The sequence below is a fragment of the Moellerella wisconsensis genome (assembly GCF_022592395.1).
GTDB lineage: Bacteria > Pseudomonadota > Gammaproteobacteria > Enterobacterales > Enterobacteriaceae > Moellerella > Moellerella wisconsensis.
Map to the genome: position 1 here is coordinate 3,567,963 of NZ_CP093242.1, position 18,119 is coordinate 3,586,081.

An 18,119-nucleotide genomic window follows, 5' to 3' on the forward strand; every position below is an offset into this window, starting at 1 on the left:
CATATAATCAATAAAACTCATATTATAAAACAAAAATAAGACGGATCATTTTTTCCACATAATGAAATCATCAAATAAAAGTTATCAATTTTAAGTCAAGAAAAGTATAAAAAAATAAAATTCAAATCAACACTTATTATACCAAGATGTTGTAAAATATAGGATTATAATAACTAACAACAAAAAAAAAGAAAAGTAGCTCAGCATTTTCATTGGTTTTAATGATAATATTTAAATAGTAATTAAATATTATCAATAAATTTTATAACTATTTACATTATTAAAAAAAAGATTAAACTTCATTCAGCGTTAAAACTTAATTAACAGCCATACAGAGAAGGATTTTAAAATGCCTGTATTATATGATAACACCATTAATTATAGCCGTAGAAAAAATAGCCATAAATATAATTCAAAAACTATTAGATTTTCAAAGCAACTAGACCGATGTACATTATATTCACCTTACTTAAGTCATGGGATAGTTCTATTCACCTTAAAATGCCAAGTTATCAAACTACCCAAAATGAACTATTTTGACATATTAACTCATGAGCAAATTTATAAAATATTAAATATCAGAGCAAATTATTTATTAGAGAGAAATAGTCTTGAAAATCAATATTGTAATGATTACATTCCATCAACATTAATGTTTTGTTACTAATCGCGGCAGAATTAAAATTTAAAAGTGCAGAGTAGATGATAGTTAAAATTAGACTTAGAATAACAACTAATTAACTATAATATTATTCATCACAACAGATTACTAGAAAATAAATAATGTCGCTACTGGCTCACTGGCCACCGACGGGATAAGGCATTACTGTTTTTTAGCCTTATTATAAAACATTCAATAAGCCATAAGATAGCTTTGACTAAAAGGTAAGGATACCATGTCACAATCTTGTATGCGCTATTCCACGCTTGCAATATCAATCTCACTGTTACTATCAACCGCGCCCTATGCCCATGCCGAAAATTCGATCGTGAGTTCTAAATCACATAATAAACAGGAAATACCCCCGGCGAAAAAATCGCTACAAAAATCGTTTATTGGTGATATTGATGTCTCCGACCAATCTGATCAAGATGCCACGGGCTATGACAATGTTTACGATAAAAATATCGCCAATTCCTATATCGGGAAAGAAGAATTTGAACGTTTTAAAGGCGTATCTCCCGGCGATATGTTTAAAGGCGTAGTCGGTGTTTTTAGCGGTGAAACCCGTAATGGCGGCGCGATTGACCCCAATATTCGTGGTGTTCAGGGGCAAGGACGTGTAATTGTTACCGTGGATGGTACAGAGCAAGCGATTACCGTTTGGCGAGGTTATTATGGTAGCAGTAATCGAAACTATCTCGACCCAAATATGATCCGCAGTATAGCAATAGAAAAAGGCCCGTCGTTATCTCAAGATGTTAGTTCATCCATAGGAGGGGGCATTGCAATAAAAACCATCAATATTAACGATGTTGTAAGAAAAGGCGATATTTTTGGCATTAATGTTAAAACAGATATTGGCAATAACTCCATCAAACCAAGATTTGCCAAATTAATCTATGGCGAAGATTATCGCGATCTTGATCATAAATTGATTAACCGCTATATGTTTGATGATAAAGACATTAATATCCGCACTCACAATAGAAATGAATACGTTCTGCATGGGGTCAATGATCTCGCCTACCGTGTGGCTCTCGGTTTTCGGCAAGATCGCTTTGATTTCATGCTGGCATATAGCCACCGTAAAAATGGCAATTTTGCCAGTGGCCATCGGGGCGCGGATGGCTACAGCATGCCTTTTACCGAAAAAATACGCCAAAGTGGACGTGTCGAGTATTTTATCGCAGCCCCAATAGATCCCTTTCTACCTTTTGCCGCCAATGTTTATTATCCCGGCCATGAAGTGCTCAATACATCAAATACCATGGACACGCTATTAATCAAGCATAATTGGCGTATTAGCGATCTACAAGCCCTTCATTTTAGCTATCGCCATACCCAACTTTATTTTGGCGATATCATGCCCTCACGGCTGTATTTTATTGCCCCCAACGTAAATAAATTACCGCAATGGCCAGAAGGCCAAGTAGCGCAGCGCGTCGCCAATATTACCTATAAAGCATTATCAGATAACTATCCCTATCTGAATTTTCGCGCCAATCTGTGGTTTAATCATACGGATAGCAAACTAAATACCGGGGGAGGGTTCCCACGATATCCGACTGAATATGATACATTATATGATAAGGTTACTCCGAAAGATCTTTCCATGGATGGTAGCCTGATTGAGACATCTAGTAGCCATAACTATAATAATCGATGGGGGATCAACCTAAAAAATGATTTCCGCCTCACCGCCAAGAATTTACTGACCCTCTCTGGGCGTTTTCAAAATGAGCGCATGACTAGTGCGCATCCCAGTGATAGCAACTATCGAGTATTTACTTTTTGGCCGCCGCGTGAAGGTCGCCGACAAGAGTATCATTTTGGTATGAATTACGTTTGGACTCCCATAGACCGGCTCAATCTCACCGCGGGTTTACAATATAATACCTATTGGTCAGTAGATGATTTCATTAACAACCGCATTGACGAAGGAAAAGAAGGGACAAAACGCTTAAACGAACGGATTGGGGTAACTGCGGAATATAAAGAAATATTAACACCAGAAGAGCGCATTATTTATACCCAATATAAAACATTACGTAAGGCTTATTTTGGAGTATCCTTTGGTAAAAAATCCACGGCTCCCGAAGAAAAAAAATATTCCGAACAAATCGAACAGCAATATCATGATATGGATCGTAAATACGGCTATAAGTACTTCAGTAGCATTCGCATAGATAAAGGCACAGGCTTATTATACCGTGACGTTAAATTAAAACTTAGCGTAAATTCGACCACTGGACTGTTGCATAAAGAAGAAAACCCTTTTTATAACGGCAAAAAAGATATTAATGAAAAAGTCATCCATCCTATCACTGGCGAAAAAATCAACCGCTATATTGTTAATCCACTAAGCAATCGAACCGGTAATATTTTGGATTATAGCTTGGGTCTTGATGATGGCAATCCTCTAAATGCCAAGTTGATGACCAAAGAACCAAAACGCAAAGCATCAGCTTGGGCCCCGGTACTTTCAGCCTCTTTAGAGCTTACCAATCATTGGCGAGTGTATCTGCGTTATGCCGAGGCGGTCCGCTTGCCTTCACTGTATGAAGATACCGGCAATATTAGCGGCCTACGATTTATTAGAGCTAAGAATCAATTTGATAACGAGCGCTCACAAACCATTGAGTTTGGTAGCGTATATGATTTTTCTGCTTTAGTGAATACCGAACACCGCGCAGATATTAAGCTCAGTTATTATGATATGCAGATACACAACGTGTTTGAACGCACCACCAATGGCTGGTTTATTCAAATGGATAAGCAGTTGATTTCCGGCATTGAACTGCAAGCACGCTATGACAGCGGAAGAGTATTTGGTAATCTTAGCGCAAGTTATAATATAAAAACGAAAGTCTGTGATGAAGACTCTTACATTACCATGAATGTATTCAATAAACTCAAGATCCCAGATTGTATTGATGGGGGTTATCCTGGGGGATCATTACGAACGTCAATCCCGCCTAAATATTCGATTCATGCTAATCTAGGGATCCGACTTTTAGACCAAAAATTAAAATTAGGTAACCGTTTTATTTATCACAGTAAAGTGGTAAATAAAGATGAAACTTATTTGAGCACAATAATTCCAAACTTATTTAGAGGTAGCAATAATAATCCAGTACGCTGGAACCCTATTTTTACCATTGATTCATATATTAACTACCAAATTACTCCAGATACCTCTATTGAGTTAGTTGGTACCAACATGCTAGATGAATATTATCTAGATCCACTCACTCGCTCGATGATGCCAGCCCCAGGGAGGACCTTTAAATTATCTATTACCAGTCAGTTTTAATTAATTTCATCTCTAATTATAGTCAGTAAAAACATTTTAATTACCCCACTAGTAATTCATTTGTATTGTTAGTTTTTCTGGCTGTACTTCGGTACAGCCTTATACCTATTTAATATAAATAATACTCTATTTAATTATTTCAATTAAAATCGCTATTCTAATCCCCAAAAATAAAACTTCAATCAATTGAAAATCAAAGGAAATAAATTCAAATATAAAATACAAATACAGCAAAAACTTATATATTAAATTAACATTAAATATGCATGAAATAAAAAATAAAATATTAAACTCTTTATATTACAATCCACTAATAAACTTTTAGAAAATTAAACGATCAACTAGGACAAAGTAGTTAATAATAACTATTTACCTTGCTAAAAAATCGGTATATGCTTTCTTACATCAACCCACAAGAATAACCAAACAATAAATTACCCTTACAGATGAAACGGTGAAATAAAGGGAAGAATTAAAACTAGTATTAATGTTAACATTAAAATAAAGTTAATATTGAATATAAAGACAACAATTTTACCAATCATTGGTTTTATTATAAAAACAAGATACCTAAAAAATGCAATTACATATTAGTTCATTAAACATATAACCCTATAAAACAGAGTGTGTATTGAAACAAGGAAAAACATGAATCAAAAAAATAATATAAACCCTAACAAGTCTATAGATCATAAATAAAAAATGAGACATAGATAACACGTAAAATATAAATGATATAATAAATAATGTGATAGAAAACATAGAAGTTATCACACATATAGAAATCATAAGTTATTTTTATATAGTTTATATGATTTATATAGTTTAATTAACGCAACAACCATCCATTAAAATATTAAACAAAAATATTTAAATGGCTATTAAAATAGATAAGGATATTACAATGAATAAGGATATTACAATGAATAGAGATATTAAAATAAATAAAGTAAATATAGCCGTCATCTTAAGCACTCTCATTACGGCCCCTTTAGCTCACGCCGCATTAGGCTTTGATAAATCACCCGACGTAGACCTACAAACAGTTACTATTAGCGTCGGTCCTTCAGAAGTAAATACGCCTAAACACTTCGCTCCACTTGGCTCTCCCGGCATAGGTATCTCACTTTTAGCGGACGGAAAAAGAATTGCTTTTCAAGGATTAAGTTTTATCCCGAAAGATGGTAATGGTATTCATGACTCATCATTAGTACCTCCCTACCATAATAATATTGGTATCTACCGCTTTGGGCAAGTAGCTGACGAAGACGTTTACTTTGGTGACTGGACGTATCAAGAAGGTGAAGAACACTACCGTAATATATACTATGCAGGGCAACAGGTCTCTAGTGACCTCCCTACAGAAGGCAGTGCCACCTATACTACCCAAGGGATTAGTGCGGGTTACAGTGAAAATGGCTTAATCACCGGTGAGCTAATCGCAGATTTTGCTAGCAATACCTTAATCGGCGACTTAACCAACGCCGAATTAGCATTAAATATCAAGGCAAAGATAGCCAGTGATCAAGGCCATTTTAAAGGGGATGCAATTATGCAACACGATGCAATCACTCATAATGGCGAAACCACAGGGCACTTTTTTAATAGCCAAGGCAGCTCCCTTGCCGGTATAGCGACTTTTAATAGTGCCCGAGAGTATGATTCAAGTTTCTCTGGGAAGAAACAATAATCTCATTTTAAATAATCTAACTTTATATATTCAGTATCGAATTATTCGAGTAGTTTGAGTGGTTCGAATAATTCGAGTAGTTAACTGAGTTAATGGTGAAAAAAACAATTATATGGTAGTTGTACTATAATTATAATTTGACTTACTAAATTTCAAATAAATATTGAAACCAATAAGCCAATATATTCTGAGAAATGATTTATCTCAACACCGGTTATTCCTCCGGTGTTTTTTCATTTAATTTTTATGTTCAATAAATATCTCCCCCAGAAATAATTTCAAATTCAAGAATATTTACTCTTTACACCGTACTAAAAAATTGATTAAACTCCGCAACTTAATTGATACCTTAACTTATGCATAAACTAACTCACAGCCATGATGAAAAGGATTTTCAAATGCCTGAATTAAATTCAAAATATAATTTGAATGCTATTAATTTCTTAAGCCAAATATTCACCCCTCTATTATCCACAGTCGATATTCCTGCATTCTATTTTTATTTAACCGGTAAAATAGGCCTGTACTTTAATAAAAAAACAATATAGACCAAATAAACCCGTACTTTATAAGGTGATATTTATAAGATCATATGTATATTTTCTTTGCTTAAAATAATCCCATAATAAAATACTGGGATTATTTTTAAGCTCCGGATATATCATCATTATAAATATTACTTAACTTCATCACACCACTGTATAGACAAAAAGGTAAGGATACCATGTCTCAACTTTGTACCCGTTATTCTAATCTGGCAATTTCGATTTCCTTATTACTCACATCAGCGCCTTATGCCCATGCTACGGCAATAGTCGAACAATCTAAAACATCTATTGGCAATATTAATATTAAAGAAATAACCACAGATGAAAATTCTGCGGCTGACCAGATTTACGATAAAGATATATCTAATAGCTACATTGGAAAAACACAGATTGAACGATTTAAAGGAACTTCCCCCGGTGATATCTTTAAAGGAACAGTCGGTGTTTTCAGCGGTGAGACCCGTAATGGGGGAGCGATTGATCCTAATATTCGAGGAGTTCAAGGGCAAGGTCGCATCCCCGTCACCATCGATGGAACAGAGCAAGCCATTACCGCTTATCGAGGCTATTATGGCGCGAATAACCGTAATTACCTCGACCCAAATATTATTCGCAGTGTAGATATAGAAAAAGGCCCCTCATTATCACAAAATATGCGCAGCTCTATCGGTGGTGGTATTGCTATAAAAACGATTAATATCAATGATGTGGTTAAATCTGGTGATAAATTTGGTATTAATGTAAAAACTGAAGTAGGCAATAATGCCGTTAAACCCAGATTAGCCAAGCTGATTTATGGCGAAGATTATCGAGATACTACTCACGATTTATTCGATCGCTATACTTTTAATGATAAAGATATCAATATCCGCACCCACAATAGAAATGAACATGTTTTACACGGGATCAATAGCTATTCCTATCGTGTTGCTGTCGGTTTTCGTCAAGAATTATTTGATTTTATGCTCGCCTATAGCCATCGAACTAACGGTAACTTTGCTAGTGGTCACCGTGGTGCAAAGGGATATAGCGCCCCTTTTACTGAGCAAGATAGAGATAGTTATAGTGGAAAATTAGGACCGGATTCAGCTAAATATCATCCCGATCCTTTTTTACCCTTTGCCGCCAATGTTTATCAGCCCGGTCATGAAGTCTTAAATACCTCCAATACTGCCGATACATTATTAATAAAACATAATTGGCGTATTAGCGATCAGCAACAATTAAACTTCACACTACGAAAAACTCAGCTCTATTTTGGCGATATAATGCCTTCTCGACTCGCAAATTTCGCGCCCGAAAATGGCTTGCTACCACAATGGCCTGAAGGCCAAGTCGTACAGCAAGCCGGCAGTATTAACCATAAGATTCGTTCAGAAAAATATTCAGCTTTAAATCTTCACAGCAGCATCTGGTTTGATAATACGGATAGCAAAATTAATACCGCAGGCGGATTTCCTCGTTATCCGACAGAAGTTGACTTTATGCATCAAATTCAAGGTATCAAAGATCCACGTAAAGATGGCAGCCTAATTGATAGCGTAAGTAATCATACGCATAATAATCGTTGGGGAATTGACCTAAAAAATGACTTTCGCCTAACTCGTCAGAACTTACTTACCCTGTCTGCGCGTTTTCAACATGAAAAAATGACTAATGTGAATCCCTATAATAGCGGCTATGCCGTGAATACCTTTTGGCCTCCACGCGAAGGACGACGCCAAGAATATCACCTTGGAATTAATTATGCCTGGACACCACTAGAACGCCTCACTATTAATGCCGGTATTCAATATAATGCGTATTGGTCAATCGATGATTTCATCAATAAACGCCGAGCAGCGGCAGACACGCAAGTAACTCCAAGCCCTGAGCGAATATCCTTATCCAGTAAATATCAGCGATTATTCACCCCACAAGAAAGTGAAATTTACCAACGCTATCAGCAACTACAAAAACAAAACTTATCATTATTTGGGCAAGTACGGCAGCAGCAAGCTAAATTACGCGCTGAAAATCGAAACGCGACCACCGAAGAACAACATGCAATAAAAGCCATAAAACAACAGCAGCAACAAATATCACTAGAAACCAATAACCTACAAAAACAATACAGTTATATAAATAAATCCGTGCAAGATAAAGCAACAGGACTGAATTATCACAATATCAATTTTATTCAGTCTGTCGATGAACTTACCGGACAACTAAATAAACAGGATAATCCTTTTTATACCGGTGAAATTGATATTAATCAGCAGCAATATGATCCGATTAGCCAGCAGAATATCGATATTTATAAAGTGGCTGCATCAGCCCATCAAGGCAAACCTCTATTAGACTTTACCCATAAACGCGGAATTATAAACCCTAAAAAACCCCTCCCCAAACGCACTGCATGGGATTGGGCACCGGTACTTTCGGCTTCTTTAGATCTGACCGACGACTGGCGCATGTATCTGCGTTATGCAGAAACTATTCGTATGCCATCTCTGTATGAGGATACCGGTAATATAGCTGGCCAGCGCTACCATAAACCTAAAAATCAATTTAAGCCCGAACGTTCAAAAACAGTAGAAATAGGCAGCGTCTATAATTTATCGCAGCTATTAAAAACTCAACATCATGCTGATATTAAATTAACTTATTATGATATGCAGATAGAAAATGTGTTCGAAAGAAATTATTTATCTCAAACTATTCAAATGGATAAACAACTGATATCAGGTATCGAATTACAAGCACGCTATGATAATGGATTATTTTTCAGCGATGTTAGCGCCAGTTATAATTTAAAAACAAAAGTCTGTGATGAAGATTCCTACATCGCAATTAATATGTTTAATAAATTACCTATCCCAAATTGTATTGATGGCGGTTATCCTGCTGGTTTTTTACGCACATCGACGCCACCAAAATATTCACTTTATGCCAATATTGGTCTGCGCTTATTCGATGAAAAATTAACGCTCGGTAACCGATTTATCTATCACAGCAAAGTGGTCAATAAAGATGAAGCCGATTTACAAAAACGCTTACCCAGCGCCTTTGCTGGCTTTAGCAATAATCCTCTACGCTGGAACCCCATATTTACTGTCGATGCCTATATGAGTTATCAGATAACTGCAGATACGTCAGTGGAATTAGTAGGAAGTAATATGTTAGATGAATATTATCTTGACCCATTAACTCGCTCAATGATGCCAGCGCCGGGGCGAACGTTTAAATTATCGCTAAGCAGCCAATTCTAGGACGATTAATTTTAGTGATCCTTTGGCTGCCTATTAATATAGCCAAAGGATCACATTTATAATCCAGTATATTTGTAAGGAATTACTTTAGTTTATTAATGTCAAATAATAACCATAATAATAAGATAAATTTAAAAAAATGAAAAAATCATTTATAAAACCAATTACATTATCAATTAAAAATAAAATCCAAAAAACACATCAGAATAAAATTAAAACATAAACAAACAAATTAACTCATTGAATAAACAACAATTATTAAAGTTAAAATAAATAAAATTGGTGGAAACTTAATAATATTAAAAATTATCATTTACCCGATTAAAAAGCTAGTATATGCTCATCTTATTCCCAAACAACCTCCTGTTATATCGAGTGATTAGATTGAATGATAGGGTGTAAAAACCACAGAAAATTAATATAATCACATTTGCTCGTTTCTAATTAATATTAAATTTCAATAAGGATATTGAAGTGAAATTATTAAAATCCATTGTTATATTAAGTACCGTTTGTTGTGCGAATTTAGCTTATGCAGATTTAGGGTTTAATAAATCAGCCGATCTAGATGACCAATTAGTATTTATTAATATCGGTCCCTCAGAAAGTTCCTCATGGGTTCATCCCGCAGCTTTAGGTTCCCCTGCGATTGGCGTCTCAGTAAAAAGTAATGGCCTGAGAGTTGCCTTTAAAGGCCTGCTAAATTCACTGTTTTATACCATGCCCACCGATAAACATGATATCTATGACAGTTCTCTTGTACGCCGCCCCGGGACTCATACTAATATTGGTGCCTATAGATTTTCTAAGCTAGATAATGACGAAATTTACTACGGTGAATGGACATATCAATCTGAGGACGCCGACTACCGCAATGTTTATTATACCGGTAAAAATACTACGACTAATATGCCAACTGAAGGTGTCGCTATCTATACCACTCAAGGGATAAGCTATAACAGTCACCAAGCGGGACCAGTTACAGGTCAACTAACTGCTGACTTTGCCAAAAATACCTTACAAGGTGATTTAGCTAACAACGAATTATCCTTGAATATTGATGCCATTATTATTGATAGTAGCAATCAATTTTCTGGCAACACAATAATGACTCATAATAATAATAACTATATTGGTAATTCAGAAGGTCATTTCTTTAATGATCAAGCTGATGCTTTAGCCGGTATTGCTACTTTTAAAAATAATAGCCAATATGACACCAGCTTTGCTGGTAAAAAACAAGATTAAGCTTTATCACTAACCAGATAATATTTTTATCTGCTCATTAAATTTATATTATAACTATCTATTTAATCATTCTCGGTGAGAATAATTAAAAATGTAAAATATTGGCGTATATTTATCAATATCTAAATAATAGATTAACTAACTAAACGCCGAGATTTTCTCGGTGTTTTCTTTTATCTAACTCATAAAGTTAAAAAGATGACTAAATTTAATCGATTAAAGTTGTTACTATTTACATTATTCTTAAATTCATTAAACTTGGCCTATTGTCATGGAGTAATTAACAGCCATAATGAAAAGGATTTTCAAGTGTCTGTATTTCAAGCCGTCAATCAAAAAAACTGGTCTGCTGTTAATGACTATTCTTCTGAAATTGAAAGGAATATTGGAAAAGAGAATAGCCTTTATTATTTTTTACAGGGTATGCTAGCCTTTGAGCAAAAAAATAATTTAGAAGCTATTAATTTACTAAATAGAGCAATTCATTATCAACCAGACTTTATTCGTGCTAAGTTAGAACTCATTACAATATATTTAAAAAACAAAAATCAAAATTTAGCAAAAGAATTAATAAATGAATTATTATCCCATCCAAATATACCGGAGAAAATTAAAGAAAGATTACGCTATTTATTGAGCACTCCGAAATATAAGCATACTAATACCCGTAATCCATTTTCAGCTCAAATAGCTATCGGTTATCAATATCAAGATAATATCAATCAAACGGCTGATGGCGATTCAATATGTACAGAAAAACATCTTACCTCTGGGTTATGTTTACAGAAATGGACGGCAACAGAACAAGATTCAGCACAAGGAGTTTTCTTACGAACTGAACTAAGCTATCAAAAAAATATTCATCCTGCACATGTCTGGCTCAATCAACTTTCTATTAACCATAAACAATATGTTAATGAGCCACAATATAATGAGCTATCTACCCAGATATATTCACGTTACCAATACCAGCAACCACGCTATCAACTGCATATCGGGCCTAAAATATATTATGAAAATAGTGGTATTACTGGACACAATTATGGTGTGGGGATCCGCTGGGGCGGAATATGGCAACCGAGCCAAGCAAGCCAATGGTTACTCATTGCAGGACAAGAAATAAAGCAGCTAAGCATCCCGAATAATCCATATGCTAACGGCTCACATTTTTACCATCAGCTAATTATTACTCGGCCGCTGTTCTTTGGTGACTTTTTCCAACTGACTGAGTTTTCGCATCACTATCATCGAGATACCAGTAAGGATCATCATCAAATTCAATTTATTACCGGCGTTGACTGGCAATCGATTCCTTACGTTGAACCTAATATTTCTGTCAGTTGGTATCAGCAAAAGTTCCAAAACTTCAATGCTATCTTACAAACTAAGCGACGAGATCGCGGAGTTGGAGTCCACGTAAAGATTAAAACTAAACATTGGCAACTGGCGGGTTTTACACCGACATTAGCATTTTCACATCATTACATAAAAAGTAATGTTGATTGGCTGTATAGCCATCGGCGGAATCATGTTCAGCTATTTTTTGAACGTCGATTTCAATAATTTATTCGGCCATGCTGATTAAACCCGTAAGAGTACTATACCGAAGGGTTCTATATCGAAGGGTAATATGTCGAAGGATACTACATTGAAAAATACTATATTGACGAATGCTGACTTGAAAAAGGCTATGCTGCAATTTTGCACGCATCATTACATTAGCTCATCCTTTTTTTCGCCAAAATTACTGCTTTGGGGGCTACTTGCTATCACTCTGCATATCACTATTTTTGGTGTTTTCTTCATTACCCCAACATCCAAACGGATCGATTCCCCGATGCAACAAGGCATACAATCGCCTATCACCTCTATCCTATTGCTCGCACAATCGTTAGTGCCGATAGAAAAGGAGGTCACAGATATAGACATCTCTATTCCACTGTCTCCAGTAAATGGAACTTATAACTTTTCGCCCCCAAAAGCCGCGATAAAAAAGAAACTCGATGATAAAAAGAAACCCATAAAACAACCCAAAAAAATGACCCCAAAAAAGGATAGTCAACAACAACTGGCCGGTAGCAATGAAATCAGTACTATTAGCGGAAATACCATCCCGGGTAAAGATAATATTCAGGGGCATCAAGGTTCAACAGCCAACAGCTATATTTCAAAATTAAAAAGTGAAATTGAGAAACATAAGCAATATCCAAGGAAAGCCAGAAGATTACGTTATCAAGGTAAGGTGATGATCGAGATGACGGTCGCTAATAATGGATCATTATCGAATATAAACGTGGCTAAATCATCAGGCTATGAACTACTCGACAAAGCCGCTATCGATGCCGTCTATAAATATCGCTCGATTGGTGATAAACCTGCAGAGGTTAAAGATATCCTTAGCTTTAATATGGTATTTTCTTTGGATTGAGGCTATTACAGATTGAGATTACGGTTATTTGAAATTGATTAGAATGGATATTGTTTGAAATTAGCACGGCCATTAATCAAAATAGAAAAGAGGCTCACCACCATTAAACATAAATGGAGGGAGCCAAGCGCAACGATAACCATTGAGTCATCATGCTGTTTATCATTGCTAGAAAGATATAAAAATTGATTACTTACCGATACAAAAACTAGAGAATATTCGACCTAATAAGTCGTCAGAACTAAATTCGCCGGTAATTTCGCTCAATGCCTGCTGTGCTAAACGCAATTCTTCTGCCAATAGTTCACCCGAGCGCGCAACGACTAATTGTTGATATCCACCCTGTAAATGCTCAGCTGCGACATTTAATGCTTGCAAATGACGACGGCGAGCTAAAAAACCGCCCTCGGTATTACTTTCAAAGCCCATACTTTCTTTTAGATGATCGCGCAGCAATTCAATCCCTTCGCCTTCACGTGCCGATAAACGGATCAGTGAATAATCACCGAATTGAGTAAAGCCACTGACCTCCCCCGTAATATCAGTTTTATTGCGAATAACAGTCACCGGTACAGACTCGGGCAAACGGGCAATAAATTCAGGCCAGATTTTTTCGGGTTCAATCGCATCAGTCGTTGTACCATCGACCATAAATAATACGCGATCAGCTTGTTCTATTTCTTGCCATGCCCGTTCAATTCCAATGCGCTCTACTTTATCTGTCGATTCGCGTAAACCGGCGGTATCGATAATATGCAATGGCATACCATCAATATGAATATGCTCTCGTAAAACATCTCGAGTGGTTCCAGCAATATCTGTCACGATAGCGGCGTCTCTGCCCGCGAGCGCATTCAACAGACTGGATTTACCGGCATTAGGGCGTCCGGCAATCACCACTTTCATTCCTTCACGTAATAGGCTTCCTTGATGCGCTTGGGAACGAACAGTATTCAGTTCAGCAATCACTTCATTTAATTTAGCTTCAATAATACCGTCGGATAAGAAATCAATTTCTTCATCTGGAAAATCAATCGCAGCTTCAACGTAAATACGTAAATGCGTTAACGCTTCGACTAACTGATGAACCTGGCCAGAGAAAACACCTTGCAATGAATTCATCGCTGATCGCGCCGCTTGTTCTGAGCTAGCATCAATCAAATCAGCAATAGCCTCGGCTTGTGCTAAATCGAGTTTATCATTTAAAAATGCCCGCTCAGAGAATTCTCCCGGATTCGCGATACGTAATCCATTGATGGATAAAATACGCTTCAGCAGTAAATCTAAAATAACTGGTCCACCATGCCCTTGCAGTTCAAGAACATCTTCGCCGGTGAATGAATTAGGGCCGGGGAAATATAAAGCTATCCCTTGGTCTAGCGTAGTACCATTCTCATCTTTAAATGGTAGATAATCTGCATAACGAGGTTTGGGTATTTTGCCTAAAACAATTTCAGCAACGGCTGCCGCTTTAGGGCCAGATACACGAAGAATACCAACACCGCCACGGCCGGGTGGTGTTGCCTGTGCGACGATTGTATCGTTGGTTTGCATAGTGTCTCTCTAAATAATATTTGGCTAAATTTATCTTTAAAAATAATCAAGGCGGTCTAATGACCGCCTTAAATATAACACTTCATGTCTTGGTGTCGCTAAGTCTTGGACTCAATTACACTGTGACTATTTTTTACCGCGACTATGAAGACCACGTTTTTCCAGACCACGATAAATAATCTGCTGCTGAAGAATGGTCACCAAGTTACTCACGATATAATACAGAACCAGACCTGATGGGAACCATAAGAAGAAGATAGTAAACACAACCGGCATATAGGTCATGATCTTCTGCTGCATTGGGTCAGTTACCGCTGTCGGAGACATTTTCTGGATAACAAACATAGTGATACCCATCAGAACAGGCAGGATATAATAAGGATCCTGTGTTGATAAGTCTTGTATCCAACCAAAGAATGGCGCCTGACGTAATTCAACCGAGCCCATCAGCATGTAATACAGGGCTAAGAAGATCGGCATCTGAATAAGCAGAGGTAAACAACCACCAAGTGGGTTTACTTTCTCAGCTTTGTACATCGCCATCATTTCTTGGCTCATACGCTGTTTATCATCACCAATACGCTCACGCATCGCAGCCAATTTCGGCTGTAATAAACGCATTTTGGCCATTGACGTATATTGTGCTTTAGTCAGTGGGTACATGATACCGCGCACAATAAAGGTAATGATGATAATCGCAATACCCCAGTTTCCAACGAAACCATGGATAAATTTCAGTAATTTAAACAGCGGCTGAGAAATAAACCATAACCAACCGTAGTCAACACTCAAGTCTAAATGAGGCGCAACCTCAGCCATTTCTGACTGAATTTCAGGGCCTATCCACAATGTTGAGCCATAAGAACCGGTACCATTCGCAGCGATTGAGATGGGTGAACTCTTATAACCAATAATCGCGGATTTTTTATCTAAATCGATAGTATAAAAAGTGCTGGTTTCCTTGCTTTCAGGCACCCATGCTGTTGCAAAATATTGTTGCAACATGGCGACCCAGCCACCTTTAGTCGAAATATTCAGATTCTTATCTTCGATATCACCAAAACTATATTTTTTATAGTTAGTTTCATCTGATGAATAAGCTGCACCACGATAGGTATGCAACGCAAAGTTGCTGCTGCCAGTATCGCGTTCTTTCGGTAAGTTGATGGTTTGTTTCAACTGACCAAAGAAAGCCAGGTTCAACGGACGCTCAGTAGTATTCTGAATACTGTATTCAACATCAACCGCATAATTACCGCGTTTCAGAACATAGGTTTTCTGATAAACAACGCCATCTTTACCGGTGAAAGTCATCGGGATACGTAATTCATCTTGGCCTTTTTCCAGCACATAGCTGTCTGAAGACGTCGTGTAGACTGGACGCATTCCATTATCATAGCCAGGGTTATCTGGGCCATCCTGACCAATCAGACCACTTTGCGCTTGATAAATAAAACCGGGGGTAGTTTCCAGTAAACGGAAAGGATTTGTTGAATCCAGTGTCGCGGGATAGGCTAACAAGTCAGCCTCATCGATATCACCACCACGCGTATTGATGCGTAAATCCAGTACATCAGTTTTAACTGTGATTAGTTTACCTTGCCCACTCTGAGTTACCGGTTGGGCATCACTGCTTGGCATATCCGCTTGTTGTGTAGTCTGTACCGCCTTGTTTTGTAGGTCGGCGTTATCGCCTTCCCACGCTTGCCAGACTAGGAACGAAACGAACAGCAAAGCGATGAGTAGAAGATTGCGTTGCGAATCCATCGTTAATGTTCTCTATTATCATCGTTTTTTTTAGGTGGAACAGGGTCGTCTCCACCAGCGTGTAAAGGGTGGCATTTTAATATGCGTTTCGCCGTTAACCAACTCCCTTTTATCATTCCAAACCTGCGCAATGCCTCAATTCCATAATAAGAGCACGTAGGATTAAAACGACAACGAGGCCCCAGCATTGGACTAATAACCAACTGGTAGCCTCTGATCAATGAGATCAGGAGTTTTGAGCCAAGCGACGGTGACGACGCCATAACTTATCCAATGCTTCCGTTATCTGTCGATTGTCTAAATTGGTTATCCCCTTTCTCACCAAGAGCACAAAATCCATAGGAGGTAACTCATGTTGATGCAAACGAAAGTATTCACGTGCTAATCGTTTGATACGATTTCGCTCATGAGCTCGTTTAACATTTTTTTTGGCGATGGTAAGACCGATGCGGGGATGCCCCAGCTCATTAAGGCGACCGAGGATTGTTATCTCCGGTGAACTCGCTCTTTGAGGCTGCTTAAAGACATAATCGAAATGCCTGGGAGTTAACAAACGTAACTCCCGAGGAAAAGCGAGCGTAACCACGTTGATAATGGCTAGCTTTATTACTTAGATGAAGCGGTCAGACGAGAGCGGCCTTTAGCACGACGGCGAGCCAGAACCTGACGACCATTTTTATTGGCCATACGAGCACGGAAACCGTGTGAACGGTTACGCTTCAGTATGGACGGTTGAAAAGTGCGTTTCATAGCGGTTTCTACCTAACTTTAAATTTATTACTGATTCAGTAAACGCGTGGGTAACCAGTGAAATTAATGCTCACCAGACACCTCAATCGCAATATCAATATAGAAAGAGGCAGGATTGTAATAAAAAATTAGCCTCCACGTCAATAAAATGACGCAGTCAGACTGTAATTAATTATAGATTGGCTGACAATAACACCACCTAACAGCAATTAATTGCTATTAGCGGCTCAATTTTAATTGCCCTTCTAACATAGCCCTGCAACCTGCCGAGACCTGTGCCTTAACTCACTAACGTGCTATCTATTAGATTTCGCTGCCGAATCCCAAAGAAAACCGCAACACGGAACCTGAATAAACTCGCAATCATTAGCTAAGTAATGACATACAGGGTGCAAGATTATACGGACTCCACCTTAAAGCGCAAGGATCATCGCCAGATCAGATTTATTTTTTTGATCTAACAGACACGCTCATAGATTTGATCTAAAGTTATCCCCAGAATTATACAAGCCTTATATGCCGATAATAGAGTTTGCGAGTAGTTTACGTATCCTCTTTCTCCACAGGAACAACGCATTATCCTTACCTGTGGATAAAAAGCTGAAAAACTGTGTAAAAGAATGAAGATCTCTGGGTGATTTTACGCTATGATCCACGGTCATCTTGCTGATCAGAAGATCAGAATGTGGTAGATAACCTAGTGATACTAGATCTAGATATATAGATAAAGAAATACACTAGATATAGAAATCAATAAGTCTATCGCTGAACAACATCAAAGGTTGCTTTCTGGTCTATGGCAAAAGATAAGCGCCTATTAGTTATTCTATAGTTAAATCTGTAATTAAATCTGTAGTTAAATCCATAATCTTTGTTTTCATTTATCTTGTTTTAGGGGAGTCCGAC

Annotated in this window: 11 protein-coding genes; 6 read left to right on the forward strand and 5 right to left on the reverse strand. The window is 37.3% G+C overall.

Annotated features, from left to right (window positions below; translation table 11 throughout):
- The first annotated feature begins 896 nt into the window (after positions 1-896).
- From MNY66_RS15695 to MNY66_RS15720, 6 genes are all read left to right on the forward strand, one after another.
- The gene (locus MNY66_RS15695; RefSeq protein ID WP_241501187.1) at positions 897-3,977 is read left to right on the forward strand and encodes a TonB-dependent receptor domain-containing protein; all 3,081 of its coding nucleotides are present in this window, start codon (positions 897-899) and stop codon (positions 3,975-3,977) included.
- A 904-nt stretch (positions 3,978-4,881) separates the two neighbouring features.
- Positions 4,882-5,667 (forward strand): Slam-dependent surface lipoprotein, encoded by a 786-nt coding sequence (locus tag MNY66_RS15700; protein ID WP_241501188.1) that lies wholly within the window; start codon positions 4,882-4,884, stop codon positions 5,665-5,667.
- Between the two features lie 724 nt (positions 5,668-6,391).
- Positions 6,392-9,466 carry a TonB-dependent receptor domain-containing protein gene (locus tag MNY66_RS15705; protein ID WP_241501189.1) on the forward strand — a complete coding sequence of 1,025 codons (3,075 nt, stop codon included), beginning with the start codon at positions 6,392-6,394 and terminating at the stop codon, positions 9,464-9,466.
- Between the two features lie 474 nt (positions 9,467-9,940).
- Positions 9,941-10,714 carry a Slam-dependent surface lipoprotein gene (locus MNY66_RS15710; RefSeq protein WP_052956351.1) on the forward strand — a complete coding sequence of 258 codons (774 nt, stop codon included), beginning with the start codon at positions 9,941-9,943 and terminating at the stop codon, positions 10,712-10,714.
- Between the two features lie 309 nt (positions 10,715-11,023).
- Positions 11,024-12,277 (forward strand): surface lipoprotein assembly modifier, encoded by a 1,254-nt coding sequence (locus tag MNY66_RS15715; RefSeq protein ID WP_197075980.1) that lies wholly within the window; start codon positions 11,024-11,026, stop codon positions 12,275-12,277.
- Between the two features lie 67 nt (positions 12,278-12,344).
- On the forward strand, positions 12,345-13,142 hold the full coding sequence (locus tag MNY66_RS15720; protein ID WP_052956352.1) for an energy transducer TonB: 798 nt from the start codon (positions 12,345-12,347) through the stop codon (positions 13,140-13,142).
- A 189-nt stretch (positions 13,143-13,331) separates the two neighbouring features.
- On the opposite strand, the gene mnmE is transcribed toward MNY66_RS15720, so the two are convergent.
- The 5 genes from mnmE to rpmH form a co-directional block, all read right to left on the reverse strand.
- Entirely contained in the window at positions 13,332-14,696 is a 1,365-nt protein-coding gene (gene mnmE, locus MNY66_RS15725; RefSeq protein ID WP_047254775.1) for a tRNA uridine-5-carboxymethylaminomethyl(34) synthesis GTPase MnmE, read from the reverse strand.
- Between the two features lie 126 nt (positions 14,697-14,822).
- Positions 14,823-16,463 carry a membrane protein insertase YidC gene (gene yidC, locus MNY66_RS15730; RefSeq protein WP_047254776.1) on the reverse strand — a complete coding sequence of 547 codons (1,641 nt, stop codon included), beginning with the start codon at positions 16,461-16,463 and terminating at the stop codon, positions 14,823-14,825.
- 2 nt (positions 16,464-16,465) lie between these two features.
- Positions 16,466-16,726, reverse strand: coding sequence for a membrane protein insertion efficiency factor YidD (gene yidD / locus MNY66_RS15735; RefSeq protein ID WP_047254777.1), 261 nt, complete (start codon positions 16,724-16,726; stop codon positions 16,466-16,468).
- Positions 16,690-17,049 (reverse strand): ribonuclease P protein component, encoded by a 360-nt coding sequence (gene rnpA / locus MNY66_RS15740; RefSeq protein WP_072057311.1) that lies wholly within the window; start codon positions 17,047-17,049, stop codon positions 16,690-16,692. The genes yidD and rnpA overlap by 37 nt, the downstream gene beginning before the upstream one ends.
- Before the next feature lie 20 nt (positions 17,050-17,069).
- A complete protein-coding gene (rpmH, locus tag MNY66_RS15745) occupies positions 17,070-17,213 on the reverse strand; it encodes a 50S ribosomal protein L34 (RefSeq protein WP_047254778.1) in 144 nt (47 codons plus the stop codon).
- Between the last annotated feature and the right edge of the window lie 906 nt (positions 17,214-18,119).

Coding starts and splice junctions, on each gene's coding strand:
- MNY66_RS15695 (WP_241501187.1), top strand. CDS start 897: ATGTCACAATCTTGTATGCGCTATTCCACGCTTGCAATATCAATCTCA.
- MNY66_RS15700 (WP_241501188.1), top strand. CDS start 4,882: ATGAATAAGGATATTACAATGAATAGAGATATTAAAATAAATAAAGTA.
- MNY66_RS15705 (WP_241501189.1), top strand. CDS start 6,392: ATGTCTCAACTTTGTACCCGTTATTCTAATCTGGCAATTTCGATTTCC.
- MNY66_RS15720 (WP_052956352.1), top strand. CDS start 12,345: ATGTCGAAGGATACTACATTGAAAAATACTATATTGACGAATGCTGAC.
- mnmE (WP_047254775.1), bottom strand. CDS start 14,696: ATGCAAACCAACGATACAATCGTCGCACAGGCAACACCACCCGGCCGT.
- yidC (WP_047254776.1), bottom strand. CDS start 16,463: ATGGATTCGCAACGCAATCTTCTACTCATCGCTTTGCTGTTCGTTTCG.
- yidD (WP_047254777.1), bottom strand. CDS start 16,726: ATGGCGTCGTCACCGTCGCTTGGCTCAAAACTCCTGATCTCATTGATC.
- rpmH (WP_047254778.1), bottom strand. CDS start 17,213: ATGAAACGCACTTTTCAACCGTCCATACTGAAGCGTAACCGTTCACAC.